Source organism: Gilvimarinus sp. F26214L (genome assembly GCF_054401055.1).
Map to the genome: position 1 here is coordinate 32,682 of NZ_JBTIYG010000003.1, position 21,664 is coordinate 54,345.

Here is a 21,664-nt window from a genome sequence, read left to right on the forward strand (position 1 = left end):
CTCCAGGTGTCTTTACTCGAAGTTAATAATCTGAGCGTGGACTTCACCACCCTGGACGGAGTGGTAAGCGCGGTAAACGATCTGAGCTTTTCCATCGAGCCCGGAGAGGCTCTCGGCATCGTTGGCGAGTCCGGCTCGGGGAAGTCCCAGACAATTCTGAGCATCATGGGTTTACTGGCCAGCAATGGGCGCGCCCGCGGGGAGATTCTGTTCAAGGGCCAGGACCTGCTTACGCTGTCCAACAAGGCTCTGAATGATATTCGCGGCAAGCAGATTGCCATGATCTTCCAGGACCCGATGACGTCCCTGAATCCCTATCTACGGATTTCCACTCAGATGACCGAGGTTTTGCGTCTTCACGAGGGAGTCAGTCAGGCGGAAGCCCGCAAGCGGGCGCTGGAGATGCTCGACCTGGTAAAGATCCCTGACGCCAGGAATCGCTTCGACCGCTACCCGCACGAATTTTCCGGCGGAATGCGCCAGCGGGTCGTCATTGCCATGGCCCTCCTCTGCCGGCCGGAACTGATCATTGCCGACGAGCCCACAACAGCACTGGACGTAACCGTTCAGGCACAGATCCTTCGCCTGTTGGAAGAGGTCCGTCAGGAGTTCAATTCGGCCATCATCATGATTACCCACGATCTGGGTGTGGTGGCAAGCATCTGCGATCAGGTTCTGGTGATGTATTCCGGAGAAACCATGGAGCAGGGCAGCCTGGACGATATCTTCAATCGCTCCCAAAACCCGTACACTCGCGGACTCCTCCGTTCTGTGCCTTTGCCGGACCAGCCCCGCGGCGAACCGCTGTACAGCATCCCGGGCAATCCGCCCAACGCCTTGCGGGAACGGCGGGGCTGCCCCTTCTACGCACGCTGCGATTATCGAGCGGATATATGCAACTCTGCGAAACCCGCGCTGGTGGAAGTTGGCAAAGGCCACTGGAAAGCCTGCCATCACGATGACCTTGACGATGATAAGGTCGCCAAAGTGGCCGAAGCCGGAGGCCGATCATGACCACGCCTCTGCTGAAAGTAAACGATCTGAAGGTTCACTTCGATATCCCGGACCACCGTCGGCTGTTTGCGCCCAAGCAGACATTGAAAGCGGTGGATGGTATCAGCTTCGAACTGCAGGAAGGTGAAACGCTCGGTGTAGTAGGCGAGTCGGGGTGCGGCAAGTCGACGCTCGCCCGGGCAATACTGCAGTTGGTTACGCCCAGCGGTGGGGATGTGCTCCTGAATGGCCAATCCCTTCTGGAACTGGATAGAAATGCCATGCGCGAAGCGCGCCGCCAGATCCAGGTGATCTTTCAGGACCCCCTGGCGGCCCTGAACCCCCGTATGACTCTGCTCCAGATCATCGGCGAGCCGCTCACCGTATACGAGCCTCACCTGTCTGCCGCGGAGCGCAAGGAGCGGGTTCTCGACATCATGGAACGGGTCGGACTGTCCCGCCAGATGATCAACCGCTATCCCCACGAGTTCTCCGGCGGCCAGTGCCAGCGCATCGGCATTGCGCGGGCACTGATCCTCAAGCCCAAGCTGATTATTTGCGATGAGCCGGTCAGCGCCCTGGACGTGTCCATTCGCGCACAGATCGTAAACCTGTTGCTGGAGCTACAGCAAGAGATGGGTTTGTCGCTGATCTTTATTGCTCACGACCTGCATATCGTCCGCCACATCAGTCACAAGATCATGGTGATGTATCTGGGCAAGGCTGTGGAGATGGGAGATAGCGAGAGCGTCTATCACCGTCCCATGCATCCCTACACGCGTGCCCTGATCGATTCCGTGCTGGTGCTGGACCCCGAGGCGAGCCCGACTCGCACCGAGGCTCCCCTGGAAGGCGACCTGCCCTCTCCTCTCAATCCCCCAAGCGGCTGCCCCTTCCGCACACGTTGCCCCATGGCCAAACCCCACTGCGCCGATACCATGCCACCACTCTCCCTTCGCGAAGACGAGTACCCGCGACTGGTTGCCTGTCACGAAGTCTGAGTACGGGTGCGTAGGTTGGGTTAGCGAAGCGTAACCCAACAGGGGTTTGTAAAGCTGCCGGGTTGTGGCGTTCGGCCTGTCCAAGGAGCGGGAGTGGCAACCGAGTTGTTGGGTTACGGCCTGCGGCCTACCCAACCTACGGGCACCCTCCCTCGCAAGACGACTACCCGCTAATCTGGCTGCGGATTCGTAGGTTGGGTTAGCGAAGCGTAACCCAACAGCGGTTTATGAAGCTGCCGGGTTGTGGCGTTCGGCCTGTCCACGGAGCGGGAGTGGCAAACGAGCTGTTGGGTTACGGCCTGCGGCCTAACCCAACCTACGGGCACCCTCCCCCGCAAGACGACTACCCGCTAATCTGGCTGCGGATTCGTAGGTTGGGTTAGCGAAGCGTAACCCAACAGCGGTCTGTGAAGCTGTAGGGCTGTGGCGTTCGGCCTGCTTAAGGAGCGGGAGTGGCAACCGAGTTGTTGGGTTACGGCCTGCGGCCTAACCCAACCTACGGGCACCCTCCGCGCGAAGACGAGTACGAATCCGGGTGCGGATGCGTAGGTTGGGTTAGCGAAGCGTAACCCAACAGGGGTTTGTGAAGCTGCCGGGTTGTGGCGTTCGGCCTGCCCAAGGAGCGGGATTGGCAAACGAGCTGTTGGGTTACGGCCTGCGGCCTAACCCAACCTACGGATACTGCACTCCGTAGGGTGAGTGTCAGGCGCAGCTCGCTCATCAAGCCGCGCCTTTTTGGGCTGCTTACAGGCGCTCGATGTCCGCGTCTTGCTGCACCTGGGCCTCGTAGGCGGCATAGGCGTTGCCGCCTGCCATACCAGCCAGGCGCTGTCGCAGGTTGGCCTTCTCCTCTTCACTCATGCTCGCGTAGTCGCCGTCGCTGACCTCGGTAAGATTGACTACGACGTAGTCACCGCCGGCAGTGGTAAAGCCACGCGTGACCGGTTGACCGTCCGGGCGCGGCATCGCGAAAGCGTTGGTGAGAACCTCCCGATCCACCTGAGCGCTGTTGCGCTGGGTATTCAGGCTGGCCTGCCATTCGTAGCCGCGCTCTTTCGCAGCGTCTTCAACGCTGGTGCCAGCCGCGACTTCCGCTTCGATTTCCTTGCCGATCTCGGCCACCCGTTCAGCGGCCATGTCTCGCTTAACGCTGCGCTCCACCTCGGTACGCACCTCATCAAAGGAAAGAGTGCGGGCCTCCTGATGGTCGGTCACCCGCAGCACCAGGGCATGATCGGGGCCCAGCTCCAGTACTTCACTCGTGTAGCCTTCCTGCAGAACATCATCGCTGAAGGCCGCATCGACCACGGCTGGGTTACTGGCAATGCCGAAACCGCCGTCCCGGCTGAACGGCCCGGCAACCTTGCGCTCGACGCCAATGACCTCGCCGGCGTCGGCGAGATCGTTGGAGCTATAGGTTACATCGGCCATTTCCTGCGTGAGTTCGAGAAAGCGTTTATCTGCTTCGGCCTGCTTCAAGGCGTTGGCAATGCGGTTGCGGTCCTCCTCGAAGGTCGGCGGCTCGGCGCCCCTGACTTCCAGCAGCTTGATCAGGTGATAACCGGCATCCGTACGCACAGGCTCGGAAACCTCCCCTTCTTCCAGGTTGGCCAGCGCCTGTTCAAACTCGTCCGGAAATGTATCGCCGCTGGTAACGCCAAGGTCCCCGCCCATATTGCGGGACCCGAAATCCTCTGAGTACTCTTCCGCAAGCGCGGCAAAGTCTTCTCCGGCTGCCAAGCGCTGCTGGATGTCCTGAAGAATGGCCTCTTCACTGCCGTCGTCCTTCGGCTCAATCAATATGTGGGCCGCGTGGCGCTCCACGTTGGATTCGAATGCGGATACTTCCTGTTCATACTGCTCGCGCAGTTGCTGTTCCGAAATATCGATGCCTGCAGCGATCTCGTCCAGCTTAACCTCGAGATACTCGATCGATACCTGCTCCGGGTTCCGGAATTCCGTTTTGTGCTCCTCGTAATAGGCGCGCGCTCGTTCTTCATCCACTTCCAGTTCCGCCTCCACGGGGGCGACGGGGATGGTCATGTAATAGAAGTCGCGTTCTTGCTGTGAAAGTGCCGCGCTGCGCTGAAGCTCTTGCTGGGTAACGAAACCGCTGGCGGTAAGCCCGGTGAAGTGTTGGTTCAGTATCATGTCTTCCGCGAGCTGTTGGCGATAGCTGGCTGGCGTGTAACCAACATTGAAAACCCGCTGCCGATACAGGTCCGGATCGAAGCGCCCGTCGGTCTGGAATTCAGGCGCGCTCACGATCATCTGATTAACCAGCTGCTCCGCGGCAGCCATGCCACCCTGCCTGGCAACCTGGATCAACAACTCACGCTTGATCAAACTATCCAGAACCGGTTCGCGAAGATTCTCCTCGGATATGAACTGCTGAGGCAGATTGTCGCCGAACTGGGCCCGCATCTGGTTCTGACGCAGGAAAATTGCTCTCTGCAATTCGGCCTCGGTGATTGCCTTGCCCTCCACCTCGGCTACTTCGTTGGCGGAACCTGAATCCACGAACAGCGAATCCACGCCGAACAGGACGAGCGGCACCACCATCAGAGCAACCACGACAACCGCGACAGTACCTTTAAGGTTGTCTCGTAAACTTTGTAACATGTCTAGCCTCTTGAGTTCCTATCGCAGGAGCGCTGCGTTTCTTATCGGTGTCCGGCCTGCACGCGTCCCGAGCGCTTTGACACAACGGGTGTGCGAGGTTTCCGGCGACTGCAACAAAAAAGGCGCACCACTTCTTGATGCGCCCTTTTCGATTGCTATTCACAGTTGGTTTGCTATTCACTGACGTACTGTTCTGGACCCGGAACGGTTTGCACTTCACGCCCGGCATCGCTCAAACCGGTTTACCACAACAGACGAACTTGCTGTCGGGTTGTGGGGCTGTCAGATCTCGTGCATTTTGCGACAGCCCTGGAGGTAACCAGATTATTCTTTACTGCTTCTTGCTTGTTCCAGAATCATGTTACTGAAAAGCTTTCCGGTTGGGTGCGAGCAGATTACGGTTCAGGTGAATAGCATCCAGGGAATACTGTTTAGTTGACAGCGTCCTTCAAAGCCTTGCCAGCTTTGAAACTGGGAATCTTGGCGGCTGCAATCTGGATCGGCTGACCAGTTTGCGGGTTGCGGCCTGTGCGGGCAGCTCGTTCTTTAACGCTGAAGGTACCGAAACCTACCAGCACTACCTGATCACCTTTCTTGAGCGCGTCGGCTACATTGTCAACCATTGCGTCAAGGGCACGACCAGCTGCCGCTTTGGGGATATCCGCAGCAGCGGCGATCGCATCAATCAGCTCAGATTTATTCACTCTTAAACACCTCTTATTATGTTTCCCAGAATCTACTTCCAAAAAACGGTGGACGGTCATGCGGACAACGGCTCCCCCAAGTGAACCCTGAATGGGCTGGAGCCCGCGTAGATATTGAGTTGCGATTTATACCAACTGCCATTGGGGGGGTCAAGAAGACATCCTCTAAAACACCGCAGGAGTCAGCTTTCTGGACGGATTTTAACCGTTTGGCCCCTTTGACGCTCGGGAATGGCGGACCGGACCCTTCCGGTGCACAGGTCCGGTGGAGGGCCGGTACACCCGGGGGATGTACCGACACCGCCGGTCGGTTCCGCCGCCCTACTGGTCCACAGCGACTCGTTAATGCGCCTGCATGGACCCGGCAGATTCCTCCTTGGCCTTATTCACTTTCGCTTCGAGGGCCTGGTACTCCTCATCGGAATAAGGCTCCGGCATATGAGTCAGGGCCACTTCCAGGACCTCGTCGATCCACTTCACCGGGCGGATATCAAGTGCCTCGGTGATGTTTTCAGGAATCTCCCGCAGGTCCCGCTCGTTGTCGGCGGGGATGACCACGGTCTTGATTCCACCACGGTGAGCAGCGAGCAGTTTCTCTTTCAGTCCGCCAATCCGCAGAACCTCACCGCGCAGGGTGATTTCGCCGGTCATTGCCACATCCGCCCGAACCGGAATATTGGACAGAACAGAAACCAGTGCCGTACACATGGCGATACCTGCACTCGGTCCGTCCTTGGGCGTGGCCCCTTCCGGCACGTGGATGTGGAGATCGAAGTTCTCGTGCCAGTCGGGAGAGATCCCCAGAACCTTGGAGCGGGAACGCACCACGGTCAGAGCGGCCTGAATCGACTCCTGCATCACGTCCCCAAGGGAACCGGTCTTGATGACCCGCCCCTTGCCGCGCACAGCGGAGGATTCGATGGTCAACAGTTCGCCACCCACCTGCGTCCAGGCCAGCCCCGTAACCTGGCCGATCTGGTTCTCCTCCTCGGCGCGGCCAAAGTCAAACTTGCGTACGCCCAGGTATTCTTCGAGATCCGTGGCCGTAATGCGCTGATTGATCAACTCCTGGGATTTGACGTGCTGGGTTACAACCTTGCGGCAGATCTTCGCCACCTCCCGGTCGAGCCCGCGCACACCGGCTTCCCGGGTGTAAAAGCGGATGATGTCGCGGATCGCATCCTCTTCCAGCGTCAGCTCTTCCTTCTGGAGTCCATTGCGACTCATTTGCTTCGGCACCAGGTAGCGGGTCGCAATATTGACCTTCTCGTCCTCGGTGTAGCCGGGGATGCGAATCACTTCCATCCGGTCCAGCAGAGGGCCGGGGATGTTCATGGAGTTTGAAGTGCAAACAAACATTACATCCGACAGGTCGTAATCCACCTCCAGGTAATGATCGTTGAAGGTATTGTTCTGTTCGGGGTCCAGCACCTCCAGCAGAGCCGAGGCCGGATCGCCGCGGTGATCCATGCCCATCTTGTCCACCTCGTCCAGCAGGAACAGGGGGTTTTTCACTCCGCACTTGGACATCTTCTGAATCAGCTTGCCAGGCAGCGAACCAATGTAGGTCCGACGGTGACCACGGATCTCCGCTTCGTCGCGGACCCCGCCCAGGGCCATGCGGGTGAATTTCCGGTTGGTCGCCCGCGCCAGGGATTCACCAAGCGAAGTCTTGCCGACGCCCGGAGGACCAACGAGGCAGAGCACAGGTCCCTTGATCTTTTTGACCCGCTGCTGCACCGCCAGATACTCAAGGATGCGCTCCTTGACTTCGTCAAGACCGTAATGGTCCTCGTTGAGTATGGCTTCCGCACGTGCCAGGTCGTGGCGCACCTTGCTGCGCTTTTTCCAGGGGATGTTGACCATCCACTCGATGTACGCACGCACCACGGAAGCCTCCGCGGACATGGGCGACATCATCTTCAGTTTGTTGAGCTCAGTGCGGGTTTTTTCCTCGGCCTCTTTGGGCATGCCGGCAGCCTTGATCTTCTCCTCCATCTCTTCGGCTTCGCTGGCTTCGTCGCCCATCTCACCCAGCTCTTTCTGGATGGCCTTCATCTGTTCGTTCAGGTAATACTCGCGCTGACTCTTCTCCATCTGTTTTTTCACGCGGCCGCGAATACGCTTCTCAACGTGAAACAGATCAATTTCAGATTCCATCAGGCCCAGCAGATGCTCCAGCCGCTGACGGACGTTGGGCATCTCCAGCAGTTCCTGCTTCTGGGGCAACTCGAGGGACATGTTTGCGGCCACGGTATCCGCGAGGCGGCCCGGCTCGTCGATTCCACTGAGCGCGGTCATGACTTCCGCCGGGACCTTCTTGCTCAGGTTCACGTATTGTTCGAATTGATTCATGGCGGATCGAACCAGCAGCTCGGCCTCGCGCTCCGGGATCTCTTCGCTGGCCATGGCTTCCACCTTGGCGCGGAAGAACGACTCGGACTCGTCCACTTCCACAATCTTGGCGCGGGTGCCCCCTTCAACCAGAACCTTTACAGTTCCGTCGGGAAGCTTGAGTAACTGAAGGATGGTTGAGATCGTACCGATCTCGTACATGTCAGCGGGAGTCGGGTCATCCTCGGACGCACTGCGTTGTGCGACAAGGAGCACCTGCTTGTCGGTCGCCATGGCTTTTTCCAGGGCTTCAATCGATTTCTCCCGACCGACGAACAATGGAATCACCATATGCGGATATACGACGACATCGCGCAACGGCAACAATGGCAGTTCGTTGTTTTGCAGTTCTGGGGTATTCGGCATCGTAACCTCTTGGGTGCTCTGTTCGTGACCCTAACTAGGATCAAAAAAATACAGCGGGGTTCGGCTGCTACTGGGCTGATGGGGCTGCGGTGAGTCTGTCCATAGTGTGCTGTAATCTCCTTAGTGGGGGCAAACTGAAAGAATTACAAGCAAATCGAGCCGGGACGGCTCGCGGGGGAGTGCGGAAAGATGTGGTTGTTATCTGTTGATCCCGCCGGGCTGGCCTATGGGGCCCTGAATTCAGTTTAGCAAAGAATCCGGAGCACACCTAAGGCCAACTCGGCAGCAGGTAGGTCAGCTCTTCTCTTTCGAAGAAGCAGCGGCCGGTTTTGTTTCGTTTTCGTAGACGAGCAAGGGTTCGGACTCGCCTTTGATCACTGATTCGTCCACTACCACTTTCGCCACGTTCTGCTCAGATGGAATGCGGTACATGGTATCCAGGAGAACCGATTCCATGATGGAGCGCAATCCACGCGCACCGGTCTTGCGTTCCATTGCCTTGTGCGCAACGGCACGCAGCGCATCCTCCCGGAAATCCACCTCCACGCCTTCCATGCTGAACAGCTTCGAGTACTGCTTCGTCAGAGAATTCTTGGGCTCGGTGAGAATTTGTATCAACGCGGCCTGGTCCAACTCATCGAGCGTGGCGATGACCGGAAGGCGACCCACGAATTCTGGAATCAGGCCATAGCGAACAAGGTCCTCAGGTTCCAGGTCCCGCAGCGTTTCGCCTACATTCTTGCTGTCGTGTTTGCTCTTGACCTCGGCGCTGAACCCGATCCCGCCTTTCTCGGAACGGTCCCGGATGATCTTGTCCAGACCGGCGAATGCGCCACCACAGATAAACAGGATGTTGCCGGTATCCACTTGCAGGAATTCCTGCTGCGGATGCTTCCTGCCCCCCTGGGGCGGAACGGAAGCAACGGTCCCTTCGATGAGCTTGAGCAGTGCCTGCTGCACCCCTTCCCCCGAGACATCGCGGGTAATGGACGGGTTGTCCGATTTGCGGGAAATCTTGTCGATTTCATCGATGTAGACGATACCTTGCTGGGCCTTGTCCACGTCGTAATCGCATTTCTGCAGCAGCTTCTGGATGATGTTCTCGACATCTTCACCCACATAACCGGCTTCGGTCAGTGTGGTCGCGTCCGCAATGGTGAACGGAACATTCAGCAGACGAGCCAGTGTTTCGGCGAGCAGTGTTTTACCACTCCCTGTTGGGCCGACGAGCAGAATGTTACTCTTGCCCAGCTCGACGTCTTCCTTGTCCTTCTTCTTCTCGCCAATGCGCAGGCGTTTGTAATGGTTGTACACCGCCACTGCCAGCACCTTTTTGGCACGGCTTTGACCGATGACATATTGATCGAGAATCTCGGAGATTTCCTGTGGTGTCGGCAGGCGATCGGAAGCCGCCTCGCTGGCGCTCTCCTGAATCTCCTCACGAATGATGTCGTTACATAGATCGACACACTCGTCACAGATGAAGACGGAGGGGCCCGCAATCAACTTGCGTACTTCATGCTGGCTCTTGCCACAGAAAGAACAATACAGCAGTTTGCCGTTGTCGTCCCCGTTGTCGTTACTGCGATCGGTCATTAACTCACTCCGTCAATACATATACCGGTAGTCTAAAGATGCTAGGTTTCGGACGACTTTTCAAGTCCCGGTGCCAAAACTCCGTGTGAGGTTTGGATGTCCGCCCCCAGATTGCCCGCTTCCGGGCAAGAAACACGCCACCGCTCCGGAAACGGTGAGCAGGCGAAGTGTGAATGGGAATCAGAACCGGGACGGTCGCAGCCATATCGGTCACGCGCTCTGCGCTCCCGCGGACAGACGCTCCCGGGAAATCACCAGCCCCGGGGCGGCTCCGGTGTCGGGAAGCACCTTCTGCTGTCACGCAGCACTCAGGTACCCTGTCCATAGTATGGCCAACCGCCCGAAATCCGACTCCTCCCGGCGACATGGCGCCGCGCGCCACGTGCGCGGGAGGATATTCGACAGGCAATTAGTCCCTTTCTTGTACTTATTGATCCGAATTTGAACAGAATTTTTTGCTGGACGCCAACTCAGAGATCCTTGCCGACACCCGGGCGATGACTCAAAACCTCGTCCACAAGGCCGTACTTCTGCGACTCCTCGGCACTCATGAAGTTATCCCGCTCGGTTTCCGCAGCAATCTGCTTGAGCGACCGGCCGGTGTGATGGGCCATCAGCTCGTTGAGCCGCTCCCGGATCTTCAGGATCTCCGTCGCGTGGATATGAATGTCAGAAGCCTGCCCCTGTGCACCGCCGCTGGGCTGGTGGATCATGGTGCGGGCATTGGGCAGGCAGACGCGCTTGCCCTTGGCGCCCGCCGCCAGCAGGAAGGCGCCCATGCTGCAGGCCTGACCGACACACATGGTGCTCACATCCGGCTTGATAAACTGCATGGTGTCATAAATGGACAGGCCAGCGGTCACGGACCCGCCCGGCGAGTTGATGTACAGGTGAATGTCCTTGTCGGGATTCTCCGCCTCCAGGAACAGCATCTGCGCCACGATGAGGTTGGCCATGTAATCTTCCACCTGCCCGACCAGGAAGATGATGCGCTCCTTCAGAAGACGGGAGTAGATATCGTAGGAACGCTCCCCGCGTGCCGTCTGTTCGACGACGATCGGTACACCAACGCTGGAGATTTGCGGTACGGAACTCATAAGGTCAAAGTTTGGCATCTTCGTACTTCATTCCTTGGTTGAGAGGTTGAGGTCTGGACGTGACCGGGGTTTTTGGTGACCACGGTCAGATGATTGCTTCAGAACCAGCTTAAACCGAGACTCTGCCCTATGCCAGTCGTCCCGATAGCCTGTTCGGTCAGGTGCTGCTGGTGCGAGCAGCCGTTCTGTTCCAGGGTGAGACTGCGGAGGGCCTGATGATGGCAAGGAGGTAGAATCGGCGGCCCCGGTCAAGTCTGACTGACCGGGGCCACAGCAGTTCAATGGCGGGAGATGCGGCCGGCCAAATGCTCGTTTACTGTTCGCTCCGCAACCGCTGCATCAGGTCCTCGTAGTTGGTCTGCTCTTCAGTCACCTTGGCCTTGGCCACAATGTGATCAACCACGGCATCCTCGAGCACCATCGCTTCGATGTTGGCGCGGGCTTCGCGATTGTTGGTGTAATACTGCACCACCGCTTCCGGCTCATGGTAGGTTGCTGCAACCTGCTCAATGGCCTCCTGTACCTTGGCCTCTTCCGGCTTGATCTCCTCGGCTTTGATGATCTCGCCGACCAGCAATCCGAGAGCGACGCGCTTACGTGCCTGCTCTTCGAACATGGTGTCGGGCAACAGCGAAGCCGCATCGATATTCTTGGCTGCGTCGCCAAACTGCTGGAGCATCTGCTTGCGCATGCTGTCGATTTCGTTGGCTACCAGCGCCTTGGGCAGGTCCACTTCCTTGGCTTCGTAGAGGGCGTCCAAGGCCTGGGTCTTGATTACGGACTTCTCGGCGTTCTTCAGTTCGCGCTCCATGTTGCTGCGAACCTCCGTCTTGAAGGTTTCGAGCCCGCCCTCGTCCACGCCGTATTTTTTGAAGAACTCGTCGTCGAGTTCGGGAAGCTTCTGTTCCAGAACCTTGTTCACCTTGACCTTGAACTCGACGGCAGCGCCCTTGAGTTCTTCCGCGTGGTAGTCCTCCGGGAAAGTCAGATTCAGTACTTTTTCCTCGCCGGCCTTGGTGCCCACCAGACCGTCCTCGAAACCGGGAATCATGGAGTTGGAACCCAGCACCAGACTTTGATTCTCCGCCTTGCCGCCGTCAAACTCCTCGCCGTCCTTGGTGCCTACGTAGTCGATCAGTACCTGATCGTCCTGCTGAGCCGGTCGGTCCACGGCTTCCCAGGTGGCCTGCTGCTTGCGCAGATTTTCAACCATCGTGTCCACGTCGCTGTCTTCAACCTGGGCGACGGGCTTGTTGATGGCGAAACCGGAAACGTCGGGAACTTCGATCTCAGGATAGACTTCGATGGTGGCGACGTATTCAAGGTCTTCACCTTCGACATTCTTGGTAGTGTCGATGCTCGGCATCCCAGCGGGGTTGATGTCTTCTTTTTGCAGAGCTTCAAAATAGGTGCGGTTGATCACCTCGCCCAGCACTTCCTGGCGAACACCTTCGCCGAAACGCTGCTTGACCACTTTAAAAGGCACTTTGCCCACACGAAAACCGTTGATACGCACTTTCTTGGCAGCGTCCTGAAGGCGTTTTACGACTTCCTTATCAACCTGCTCGGCGGGGACGCCGACGGTGATGCGACGCTCTAACCCGGATGTTGTTTCAACAGAAACCTGCATATCGTTCCTCGTGATTACAAAGTGCGTGTTATTTGGTGCGGTCGGAGAGACTTGAACTCTCACACCTTGCGGCACCAGAACCTAAATCTGGCGTGTCTACCAATTCCACCACGACCGCATTGTTAATTGACGCCGAGCCAATAAAAAATCGACCTGGCGGCGCTTGCCGCTAGTCCTCAAAATCGATGTAAGTCGTTGATTTCCCAGGATTAATTTACAAATATATCCATGGCTCGGCGAGAAGGGCTGGAGATTGTGCCACAGTCGCCCGGGAGGTTCAACAGACTGAACGGCCCGTCATGTCCGGGGTTTCGCCACCAGAACGATTCCATCCGAAGCGGCATCGCAGCACAGTCGCGCGCGCTGGGCTCGAGGCAGCAAAACCGCCTGCTCCGGTGCAATGTGGGTTGTCGCAGGCGACTGGACCAGCTGGAAGCTGCCCGAGACTCCCATCAGCAACAGGTAATCCTCGCCCGCATCGACTACATACTCCCGACCGGCTCGAACACTGAGCCGCTCGACCCGGAAATCCTCGAAGTTCACCACCTCTTCGACCCGCAGGGCTTCGTCCCTAAAGACTTCCGGCAAGGTCGCCGGTTCCGGAGGGTCCAGCGAGATCTTCTGCAAGGCGGCCGCCGTGTCCCAATGTGGCTGAGTAAGGACCTTCTGTGCGAAGGACAGGATCTTGCGCTCATACACCGGCGTTTGGAACTCCACAGTCCGGACGCCGTGCAGCAGAGAATGAGGGGTAAAACAGGGGACCTTGACCACGTCTCCCACACGCAGCGGGGCTACGTGGATGAAGCCTTCCATCTCCTGTCGGAGCGTGGCTTCGCGCTGCAGGAGCGATTCCGGCAGCGCCGTCATCCATTCACGCAGAACGGCCGTTTCGACGGGCGCGTCCAGCGGAATACCTTCGGACCGGCGACGTTCGTCAAGCAGGTCATCAATGGCCACCCGCACTTCGCGGTAGGCGGTCACCGCCGCCAGATAAGCCTGTTTGAAGTGCGCTTCATCGCGAAAGTCAGCACGCTTGGCCTGATCGAAGCCAAAGCGAATCCCCCCTTCCCCGCCGGGCCACGCGTTGCGGTCCACGTGGGTAACCACGTAGACCTCGCGTTTTTCCTCGTGCATTTCGAAATAGAGATCCCCATAGACCGGTACGGGCAGAGGGTCGAGTATCTTCAGCAGGATCAGCCCGGAATTATTGGCCATGAGGCGCGCGGGACACAGCGACAGGAGCCAGGGCAGCGGAAGGGTTCGCCCCCGGGGATCGGCCACTCGCGATTGACCGCGCGCCTCGATCCCGGTGAACCAGACCTCTTGCCCCCAGGGCTTGGCAATATGAATCGGCTCGAGCTTGAGCGCCGAGTCGAGCCTGAGCCACGGGAGGTTCTGATCCTCACACCACTGCCGAACCGCTTCCCACTCGGCCCGCAGGCAATTCAGGCCTCGCAGCAGTTCGTCGGATTTCCGGGCGATGCTGAAGGCCAGTTCCACACCCTCGCTGGACCGGCGGAGGGCAATGAAGGCCAACAGGCTCACGGCGGGCGCCCCGGGCAGGTAATCCTGCACCAGGGTGTAATCCAGCGTGAACGCGTCCTGGAGTTTGCCGCCACGGCCGAACCCGGCCAGTTGGCGATCGAGTTCGGCTTCGGGGTCGTCGGTGGGGATCAGGCTTAACACAGGCTGCTCAATAACTGCGTGAAAAACGCCATTATAAGCCCAAGCCGGCGATCAATTCAGGCGTTCGATCACCGTACTGATACCCTGTCCCATGCCGATGCACATGGTCGCGAGGCCGAGGGTCGCGTTCTTCTCCTCCATGATGGTCAACAGCGAGCCGGAGATGCGGGTGCCGGAGCAACCGAGCGGATGACCAAGGGCGATGGCGCCGCCGTGCAGGTTGACCTTCTCCTCCATCGCGTCCAACAGCTTGAGATCCTTGAGTACCGGCAGACTTTGGGCTGCAAAGGCCTCATTGAGCTCGACCACTTCCATGTCCTCGATCTTCATATTGGCTCGCTTCAGGGCCTGCTGGGTAGCGGGTACCGGGCCATAACCCATGATGGAGGGGTCTACACCCGCCAGACCCGTGGAAACGATGCGGGCAATGGGTTTCAGCCCCAGGGCCTGGGCCTTTTCGGCCGACATCATCAACATGATGGAGGCGCCGTCTGAGAGCTGGGACGATGTCCCGGCCGTTACCTTGCCGTTCTTCGGATCGAAAACCGGAGGCAACTGGGACAGGGCTTCCAGATTGGTATCCGGGCGAATGGTTTCGTCCTGCTCCACCATGGTGGGATAGCCTTCCGGTGTGTGGCCAGGTACTGCGAAGATCTCCCGATCGAACTTGCCGCTCTCCCGCGCCTGGTGTGCAAGCTGATGGGAACGAACCGCGAAGGCGTCCATCTGCTCACGGCCGATGCCGTGCAGGGTCGCCAGGTACTCCGCTGTCATGCCCATGCTGCCCGCTGCCTTCGCGACCGAGCGGCCAATAAGCGGGTTCGGGTCCACGCCTTCGTTCATGTTCAGGTGGCCAAGGTGTTCCACTCCACCGACCACGTAAAGATCGCCCTGGCCGGACTGAATGTTGGCCGCGGCGATGTGCATTGCGCTCATGGATGAGCCGCAAAGGCGGTTGATGGTCTGGCCGGGGACTGTGTGCGGCAGATTGGCGAGCAGCCAGATATTGCGACCCACGTTGAAGCCATGCTCCTCGCGCTGAATCACGCAACCCCAGATGAAGTCATCCACCTCTTCAGGCTTGACGGCCGGATTGCGGGCCAACATAGCCTTGAGGATCTCCGCGGAGATCGTATCGCCACGGGTAAAACGAAAACATCCGTTCTTGGAGCGGCCCATTGCGCTGCGGCCGTAATCAACAATCACTGCATCTCTTGGGTTCAAAGCCACGGTGGTTCTCCTGTATCAAATCTTTTACTTGGCAGCCTGTGGTTACTCAGGGCTGTTCTGGTGCGTCAGGGGAGCGCTAAACGCCCTCCCATTCATTCGCTGTTAGCGCCTGTGTCCGGGTCAGGTCAGCCGAAATATTTCTTGTCGTCTGCCGCCATCTTGCGCATGGAGTCGGTGGCTTCGTACACACCACCGAGGGACTTGTGCTTGTCCGCCATCTCGACAATGGTTTTGGCACCGATGGAGTCGATCCAGGCAAACAGGCCGCCGCGGAACGGAGGGAATCCGATACCGTAGATCAGCGCCATATCCGCTTCCGCGGGCGATTCCACAATGCCTTCATCCACGCAACGGGCCAGCTCTGTTGCCATGGGCACCATCATGCGCTCGATGATCTCCTCATCGGAAAACTCGCGGCGCTCGGCGGTGTGCGGTTTGATGAGCTCATAGGCCGCTTCGCTGGTGACCTTCTTCGGCTTGCCTTTCTTGTCCGTCGTGTACTCGTAGAAACCCTTGCCGTTTTTCTGGCCGAGGCGATCCGCTTCGAACAACACCTCGATGCTGTCCTTGAAGGTTCGGTTCATACGCTCCGGGAAGCCTTCGGCCATAACACCCGCAGCGTGCACGGCTGTATCCAGCCCCACCACGTCCAGCAAATAAGCCGGACCCATGGGCCAGCCCCACTTTTCCATGATCTTGTCGATCTGCTGGAAGTCCGCGCCGTCGCGAACCAGCATGGAAAAGCCGGCGAAGTAAGGGAACAGTACACGGTTAACCAAAAACCCGGGGCAGTCTCTGACGACCACCGGCTTCTTGCCCATGGCACTCGCATACGCCACAGTGCGGGCAACGGCCTTGTCGGAGGTCTTGCTGCCGCGAATCACTTCCACCAGGGGCATGGCGTGAACCGGGTTGAAGAAGTGCATACCGCAAAAGTTTTCCGGACGCTGCAGCGCCTTGGCGAGGAAGTCGATGGAAATGGTGGAGGTGTTGGACGCGAGGATGGTGTCATCGGTCACCTTGCCTTCCACTTCAGACAGCACCGCGTGTTTGGCCTTCGGGTTCTCCACCACCGCTTCGACGACCACGTCCACCTGATCGAAGCCACCATAATCCAGCGTGGGATCAATGTTGTTCAGCACCTCGCCCATTTTGGCGGGGGTCATGCGGCCCTTGTCCACGCGCTTGAGCAGCAGTTTGCGCGCTTCTGAAAGGCCCAGGTCAAGGCCGGCCTGGTTGATGTCCTTCATCAGGATGGGCGTGCCCTTCAGTGCGGACTGGTAAGCAATGCCGCCACCCATGATGCCGGCGCCCAGTACAGCGGCACGTTCGACCTTCTTGTCGGCTTTCGACGCCCACTGCTTGGAGCGCTTACCCAGCAACTGATCATTGAGAAAGATGCTGACCAGTGCGCGCGCAACGCTGCCCTGCGCCAGTTTTGCGAAAGTCTCGCTTTCGATTTTGAGCGCCGCCTCACGGTCCAGAGAAGAGGCTTTCTGCATGGCTTTCGCCGCTTCCACGGGCGCGGGATAGTTGGGTCCGGCGGTGGCCTTGATGAATGCTTTCGAGGTCTCGAAGGCCATCATGGTCTCGATCATGTTCAGCGGCAGCGGCGAACGCTTCTGCTTGCGGCGCGCCTCGTAGTCCAGCTTGCCGGCGATGCACTGCTTGACCGTGTACAGAGCGGCGTCGCGCAGCTGATCCGGTTCAACCACCGCATCCACAACGCCGAACTTCAGGGCGTCGTCCGCTCGATGGTCCTTGCCGGTCGCTATCCAGGTTACTGCGGTGTCGACGCCCGCGATGCGCGGCAGGCGAACCGTACCGCCCCACCCCGGGATCAGCCCCAGTTTGGTTTCGGGAACACCGAGTTTGGCCTGGGTACTTGCAACCCGGTAGTCACAGGCCAGCGCAAACTCAAGCCCTCCTCCGAGTGCGAAACCGTTGACCGCAGCCACCACCGGAACCCGCAGGTCTTCCAGCCTGTTGTTGTTGCGGTTGTTGTCGCCCAACATAGCCGCGATTGCATCCGCTCCGGCTTCGAACACGCCGCCGAACTGCGTGATATCCGCACCAACAATGAAGACGTCTTTGGCGCTGGTGGCGATTACGCCTTTCACCCGCTGCTCGCTCTCGATCGCGGTAATCGCATCGCTGAGCTCTTTGACGACGTCGGCGCTGAACTTATTTACCGATTCATTCTTCAAATCAAATTTGAGCTCGGCGATATCATCGTCGAGCAACTGAACGGTAATGGCGCTGCCTTCGAATATCATTGTTTGGCCTCGTTTTGCGAATTTGAATGAAAGAAATTAGCGGGAAGCAGAGGTCGCTCAGCTGCTTTCCTTGCAGAGCGCCGGCGGGCTCCCCCGTCAGCGCGGGCCGTATGATAACGCTTTTGCTGGTCGAAAACTCGCTCTCGAAGGGGATTTTGAAGTGTTAAAACAGACGCCAGAGTCAGCAACGATGAGTCACCAAGCTCTGGTCAGGGCTTGTACCTGGGTCTGGAGGGGACCACGGTCGCCACAAGCTCGGCGGGTTCGGCGCTGAGATTTCGAAACCGATGGGGCCGGCGTCGCTCGAAGTAAAAACCATCGCCGCAGTGCAGCACATCCGTTTCACCGCCCACTGTCAGCTCAATGCATCCGCAGCTGACGTAGCCGATCAATTCGCCTTCATCGACCAACAGCTCGTCGCCGCTATTGGCGCCCGGCGGGTAGCACTCGCGGATCATGGACACGGCGTGCTCGCCACCTTTGGACCGCAGCATGGAGCGGGTAATGCCGTTGTCGTCGCTGCGGGTAATCTCGTTTTTCTTGAAGAAGACGCGGATCTGCACATCCAGATCCAGGGCGAAGAAATCGGCCAGGGAGATAGGCACCCCGTCCAGAACCTTCTGCAGGCTGTTGATGGACGGGCTCACCTGGCCGTGTTCGATCATGGAGATTGCGCTGTGAGGGACGCCTGCCCGCTTCGCCAACTGGCGCTGCGACCAGCCGTTCAGTTTGCGAAGTACCAGCATGCGCGCGCCGACGTCACTATTCATCCCGCTCCTTCCTGACAGGGGAAATTAAGAAGCGTCTGAACGAGCGCCCCCCGAAGTGACAAATATACGCAACACACTGCGTACCTGCCAAGCAGGCCTACTGCATGTCCTCATAGGGGTTATCGAGGTCCAGGTCCACAGGCTTGGCAAAGCCCGGTACCCGCAGTTCCCGGTCACTCAGCTCGATGGCATTTTCATCGATCATCCCCTCGCCGAAACGATAGATGGTGCTCAGCTTGCCACTGCGCGCCTCTTCCTCGTAGGCTCGGGCCTGTTCACGCACTCCTTCGCGGCGGCTCTGATAGTCGCTGAAAGCCTGCTTGCCGTAGCGTTTTTCGAGCATCTGCTCAACCACGCCCGGCGCAAGGACACTCGCTGTGGCGTTATTGCCGCCGAAGCCCTTCGAATTCAGGAAAGCAACCTGCGGTGCGCGATCGCTCAGATCCTGATCCTCCCGCGAAATACCGAGGCGGTCGGCGTGCACGTCCTCCGCCACGCTGTCCATGGTCTTGATTCCCGGCAGGAGGCCGTACTTGTACACGCCGAGAGTGGCCATGAGCTGGTCGGCACTGGCAGGACCAATGGAGTGTCCGAGGTACGCTTTCACCGCGCCCACCGGCCAGTGCTCGATACCGAAAGCCTGGGCCACCCGGTCGAAGATCAGTGATTCACTGACCCGGTTCTGCGGCGTACTGGAACCGTGGGCCTGAATAACGCTGCGCTCACGAATGGCCTTCTCCCCGAGAATCGCCCGTGCGCTGCCGACCGCCTTGGCCAACGTGAGGTAATTGCCGGGCCCCGGAGCCGAGATGGACTTTTTGTACCCATCGGCATTGATGAAGACGTTGGGTACAGCGCCAAAAATATCCACACCCAATTCCATTGCCAGCTCATCATCCATCAGCAAGGCGTACTGACTGGCCTCACCCAGCACGAATCCGCAGTTCTGACCGAAGGGCCGGCTGGCGCGACGATGATCCACATCCTGACGGCCGTCCAGACGGCGCAGGTTGGCATCCGTGGCGAGCGCACCCATGGCATCAAAGCCATCGATGATCTCGGGAGTAATCGGCGCCTCGGAGCTCCCCACCAGGACCACCCGGCGGCGACCGCTCTGAATGTCCTCAACCCCCTGACGCAGGCTGTAAAGGAAAGTCGCACAGGCACCCACGGCGCTGCCGGTCACCCCCACGCTGCCGAGCACATAGGCATTGATGAAGTCGCCGGGCATGCTGCTCATGCCCATGGCAAGGTGTTTGGACGACACCCGGCCGCCCTTCATGCGGGACTGGATCATTCCCAGGTTACTGAATTCATCGATCTGGCTGAGCACGCTGTTGGAATACACCCCGATCTCGTCCGGGCGAACGCTGTCCACTACGGTCTGCCAATCGATCCCGAGGGAGTTCACCGCGTCCGAAGCACCGACCACCGCCATCTGCAGACCCCGGGGGTGAAAACGCGACTGGTAGCATTGGGACGGATCGAAACCGGTGGGCAACTGGCCCCCGGCCTGGACGGGCATCTGCCGGTAGGCATCCACCTTGACGTCGAAACCGTCGGGAACCTCCACCCGAACCTCATCACCGCTCAGTTCCTGAACGCGCCAGCCAGCCGGTACCAGCTCGGGCAGATGTTTGCGTCGAGCGACAAAGCTGATGACGCCCTGGGCGTCCGGCTGCATCGGCAGGTTCTTTTGCCAGTGCACCGCGTCCGGGTCAAAGTGTTCGATGCGCCGCACCAGTGTTCCCGCGATCACGGCCTCGCGGAAAACCGAAGCGACCTGATCGGCTGTGAAGCTCTGCCCCTGCGTATCTCGAAACGTGCCATTGTCGGCGGTCACCAGCCCCATAAGGGTGGCAAGCCCCACGACGGTTTCGCTGGCATCGGAATTGGGCAGACTTTCCAGGACCATCCGCCGATAAGCGTGGTGGAAGGAGCTGCGACCGGCGGCATTGATGCCACCGATTGCGGTAATGACGGGCAAGCGCATTTTCGACATGTTCTACCTGCTGTATCGAAAAATTTAATAAGACGGAAGAGTATAAAACCGGGGTGGGAGTCTAGGCCGGTGAACGCCGCGGCGCACTGTCATTTTGGCAAGATAATGTGGTATTTTGGCCACAACTCCGATTTCGACGTTCCCGGGCCCATGCAATGGCTTCACAATCCTCCCGAGTCCATTCAATTCAATTTCTGCTTTTGGAGGGCATGATGGCCACGAGTGCCACACTGCCCTCGGAAATGCTTCACGCTGCGCAAAGTGTGGCCGATGGTCGGCGGAGAGGCGAGCACGAGCTGAACATTCGGACGGTTGCGCTGAGTCGCGCCAGGGTGCAGACCCGCGCCGGTTTTCCGTTGTCACCGGACCGCACACTGGCCCGTGCCGGGCGCGCAGACATCATTTATGTCCCTGCCTTGTGGCGCAATCCAAAGCCGATCATCAGGAAGCACGAGGCTGTACTGGACTGGCTGCGCGAAGCCTATGAGAACGGCACGACCATCGCCGGCGTGGGAACCGGCTGTTGTTTTATGGCTGAGGCCGGCTTGCTCGACGGGCGCCCCGCCACCACTCACTGGCATTACTTCGATCGCTTTGAACGAAATTATCCGCGGGTCCACCTCAAGCGGGATTATTTTATTACTCAGGCGGACGAGCTTTATTGTGCCGCCAGCGTAAATTCTTTGGCGGATCTGACGGTGTATTTCATTCGCCGGCTCTACGGGGAGAGTATTGCCCACCATGTGGAGCGACATTTTTCCCATGAGATTCGCCGCGCTTATGAAAGCATGCGTTATTTCGAGGGGAGCAGCGACAAGCACCGGGATGAAACGGTCCTGCAGATCCAGCTCTGGCTGCAGGACAATTATCAGCAGGAGGTGAAGTTCGGGGATCTGGCGGAGCGGTTCGATATGAGCGTCCGGTCTCTGAACCGCCGCTTCAAGCTGGCGACGGACAAGTCCCCTCTGAGTTATCTTCAGGACATCCGTATGGGTGTGGCCCGCGATCTGTTAAAAACCAGTAACCTCTCGATCAGTGAAATCGCTTATAGCGTGGGTTACCAGGATCTGGGCCATTTCTCGGCGTTGTTCAAGAAGTCGTTCTCGGCCACGCCTCATGATTATCGGACGACGGTAAGGGCCAAGCTGTTCAGCATCGGGTGAGTCTCGGCTCTTTTGCTGGATCGAGGATCGGGGTAGGTCGGGCTGGGAAGGTCGGAAATGGAATCGAGGTATCGATTCTGATCCGGAAATCAAAACGTTCTCGGAAAACGGATCTCAACGTTCGAGGTTATGAA

14 protein-coding genes and 1 tRNA gene are annotated in these 21,664 nt (G+C 58.6%); 3 read left to right on the forward strand and 12 right to left on the reverse strand.

The annotated features are described in order from the left end of the window. Window positions 1–6: 6 nt before the first annotated feature. Both ACURWW_RS04090 and ACURWW_RS04095 read left to right on the forward strand, forming a co-directional pair. A complete protein-coding gene (locus ACURWW_RS04090; protein ID WP_445618085.1) occupies window positions 7–1,014 on the forward strand; it encodes an ABC transporter ATP-binding protein in 1,008 nt (335 codons plus the stop codon). Continuing rightward, a complete protein-coding gene (locus ACURWW_RS04095; RefSeq protein ID WP_445618084.1) occupies window positions 1,011–1,994 on the forward strand; it encodes an ABC transporter ATP-binding protein in 984 nt (327 codons plus the stop codon). The genes ACURWW_RS04090 and ACURWW_RS04095 overlap by 4 nt, the downstream gene beginning before the upstream one ends. A gap of 744 nt (window positions 1,995–2,738) precedes the next feature. On the opposite strand, the gene ACURWW_RS04100 is transcribed toward ACURWW_RS04095, so the two are convergent. The 12 genes from ACURWW_RS04100 to ACURWW_RS04155 all read right to left on the reverse strand — a co-directional run bounded on the left by ACURWW_RS04100 (window position 2,739) and on the right by ACURWW_RS04155 (window position 20,367). Further along, window positions 2,739–4,616, reverse strand: a complete 1,878-nt coding sequence (locus ACURWW_RS04100) for a SurA N-terminal domain-containing protein (protein WP_445618083.1) — start codon at window positions 4,614–4,616, stop codon at window positions 2,739–2,741. Between the two features lie 431 nt (window positions 4,617–5,047). Further along, window positions 5,048–5,320: an HU family DNA-binding protein gene (locus tag ACURWW_RS04105; RefSeq protein WP_445618082.1), complete on the reverse strand. Its 273-nt coding sequence runs from the start codon at window positions 5,318–5,320 to the stop codon at window positions 5,048–5,050. 342 nt (window positions 5,321–5,662) lie between these two features. Continuing rightward, window positions 5,663–8,080, reverse strand: coding sequence for an endopeptidase La (gene lon, locus ACURWW_RS04110; protein ID WP_445618081.1), 2,418 nt, complete (start codon window positions 8,078–8,080; stop codon window positions 5,663–5,665). Between the two features lie 294 nt (window positions 8,081–8,374). Then, complete coding sequence (gene clpX, locus ACURWW_RS04115; RefSeq protein WP_445618080.1) at window positions 8,375–9,676, reverse strand: ATP-dependent Clp protease ATP-binding subunit ClpX; 1,302 nt, start codon at window positions 9,674–9,676, stop codon at window positions 8,375–8,377. A gap of 470 nt (window positions 9,677–10,146) precedes the next feature. Next, window positions 10,147–10,791 carry an ATP-dependent Clp endopeptidase proteolytic subunit ClpP gene (clpP, locus tag ACURWW_RS04120; protein WP_445618079.1) on the reverse strand — a complete coding sequence of 215 codons (645 nt, stop codon included), beginning with the start codon at window positions 10,789–10,791 and terminating at the stop codon, window positions 10,147–10,149. 295 nt (window positions 10,792–11,086) lie between these two features. After that, window positions 11,087–12,403 carry a trigger factor gene (tig, locus tag ACURWW_RS04125; RefSeq protein ID WP_445618078.1) on the reverse strand — a complete coding sequence of 439 codons (1,317 nt, stop codon included), beginning with the start codon at window positions 12,401–12,403 and terminating at the stop codon, window positions 11,087–11,089. A 33-nt stretch (window positions 12,404–12,436) separates the two neighbouring features. Continuing rightward, window positions 12,437–12,521, reverse strand: a tRNA-Leu gene (locus tag ACURWW_RS04130). Window positions 12,522–12,700: 179 nt separating this feature from the next. After that, window positions 12,701–14,089, reverse strand: a complete 1,389-nt coding sequence (locus tag ACURWW_RS04135; RefSeq protein ID WP_445618077.1) for a hypothetical protein — start codon at window positions 14,087–14,089, stop codon at window positions 12,701–12,703. A gap of 51 nt (window positions 14,090–14,140) precedes the next feature. Further along, entirely contained in the window at window positions 14,141–15,319 is a 1,179-nt protein-coding gene (gene fadA / locus ACURWW_RS04140) for an acetyl-CoA C-acyltransferase FadA (RefSeq protein ID WP_445618076.1), read from the reverse strand. 125 nt (window positions 15,320–15,444) lie between these two features. After that, window positions 15,445–17,595 (reverse strand): fatty acid oxidation complex subunit alpha FadB, encoded by a 2,151-nt coding sequence (gene fadB / locus ACURWW_RS04145; protein WP_445618075.1) that lies wholly within the window; start codon window positions 17,593–17,595, stop codon window positions 15,445–15,447. 209 nt (window positions 17,596–17,804) lie between these two features. Further along, window positions 17,805–18,365: a helix-turn-helix domain-containing protein gene (locus ACURWW_RS04150; protein ID WP_445618074.1), complete on the reverse strand. Its 561-nt coding sequence runs from the start codon at window positions 18,363–18,365 to the stop codon at window positions 17,805–17,807. Window positions 18,366–18,462: 97 nt separating this feature from the next. After that, window positions 18,463–20,367 (reverse strand): beta-ketoacyl synthase, encoded by a 1,905-nt coding sequence (locus ACURWW_RS04155; RefSeq protein WP_445618073.1) that lies wholly within the window; start codon window positions 20,365–20,367, stop codon window positions 18,463–18,465. A 155-nt stretch (window positions 20,368–20,522) separates the two neighbouring features. On the opposite strand from ACURWW_RS04155, the gene ACURWW_RS04160 reads away from it, so the two are divergent. Further along, the gene (locus tag ACURWW_RS04160) at window positions 20,523–21,530 is read left to right on the forward strand and encodes a GlxA family transcriptional regulator (RefSeq protein WP_445618072.1); all 1,008 of its coding nucleotides are present in this window, start codon (window positions 20,523–20,525) and stop codon (window positions 21,528–21,530) included. Window positions 21,531–21,664 lie beyond the last annotated feature (134 nt).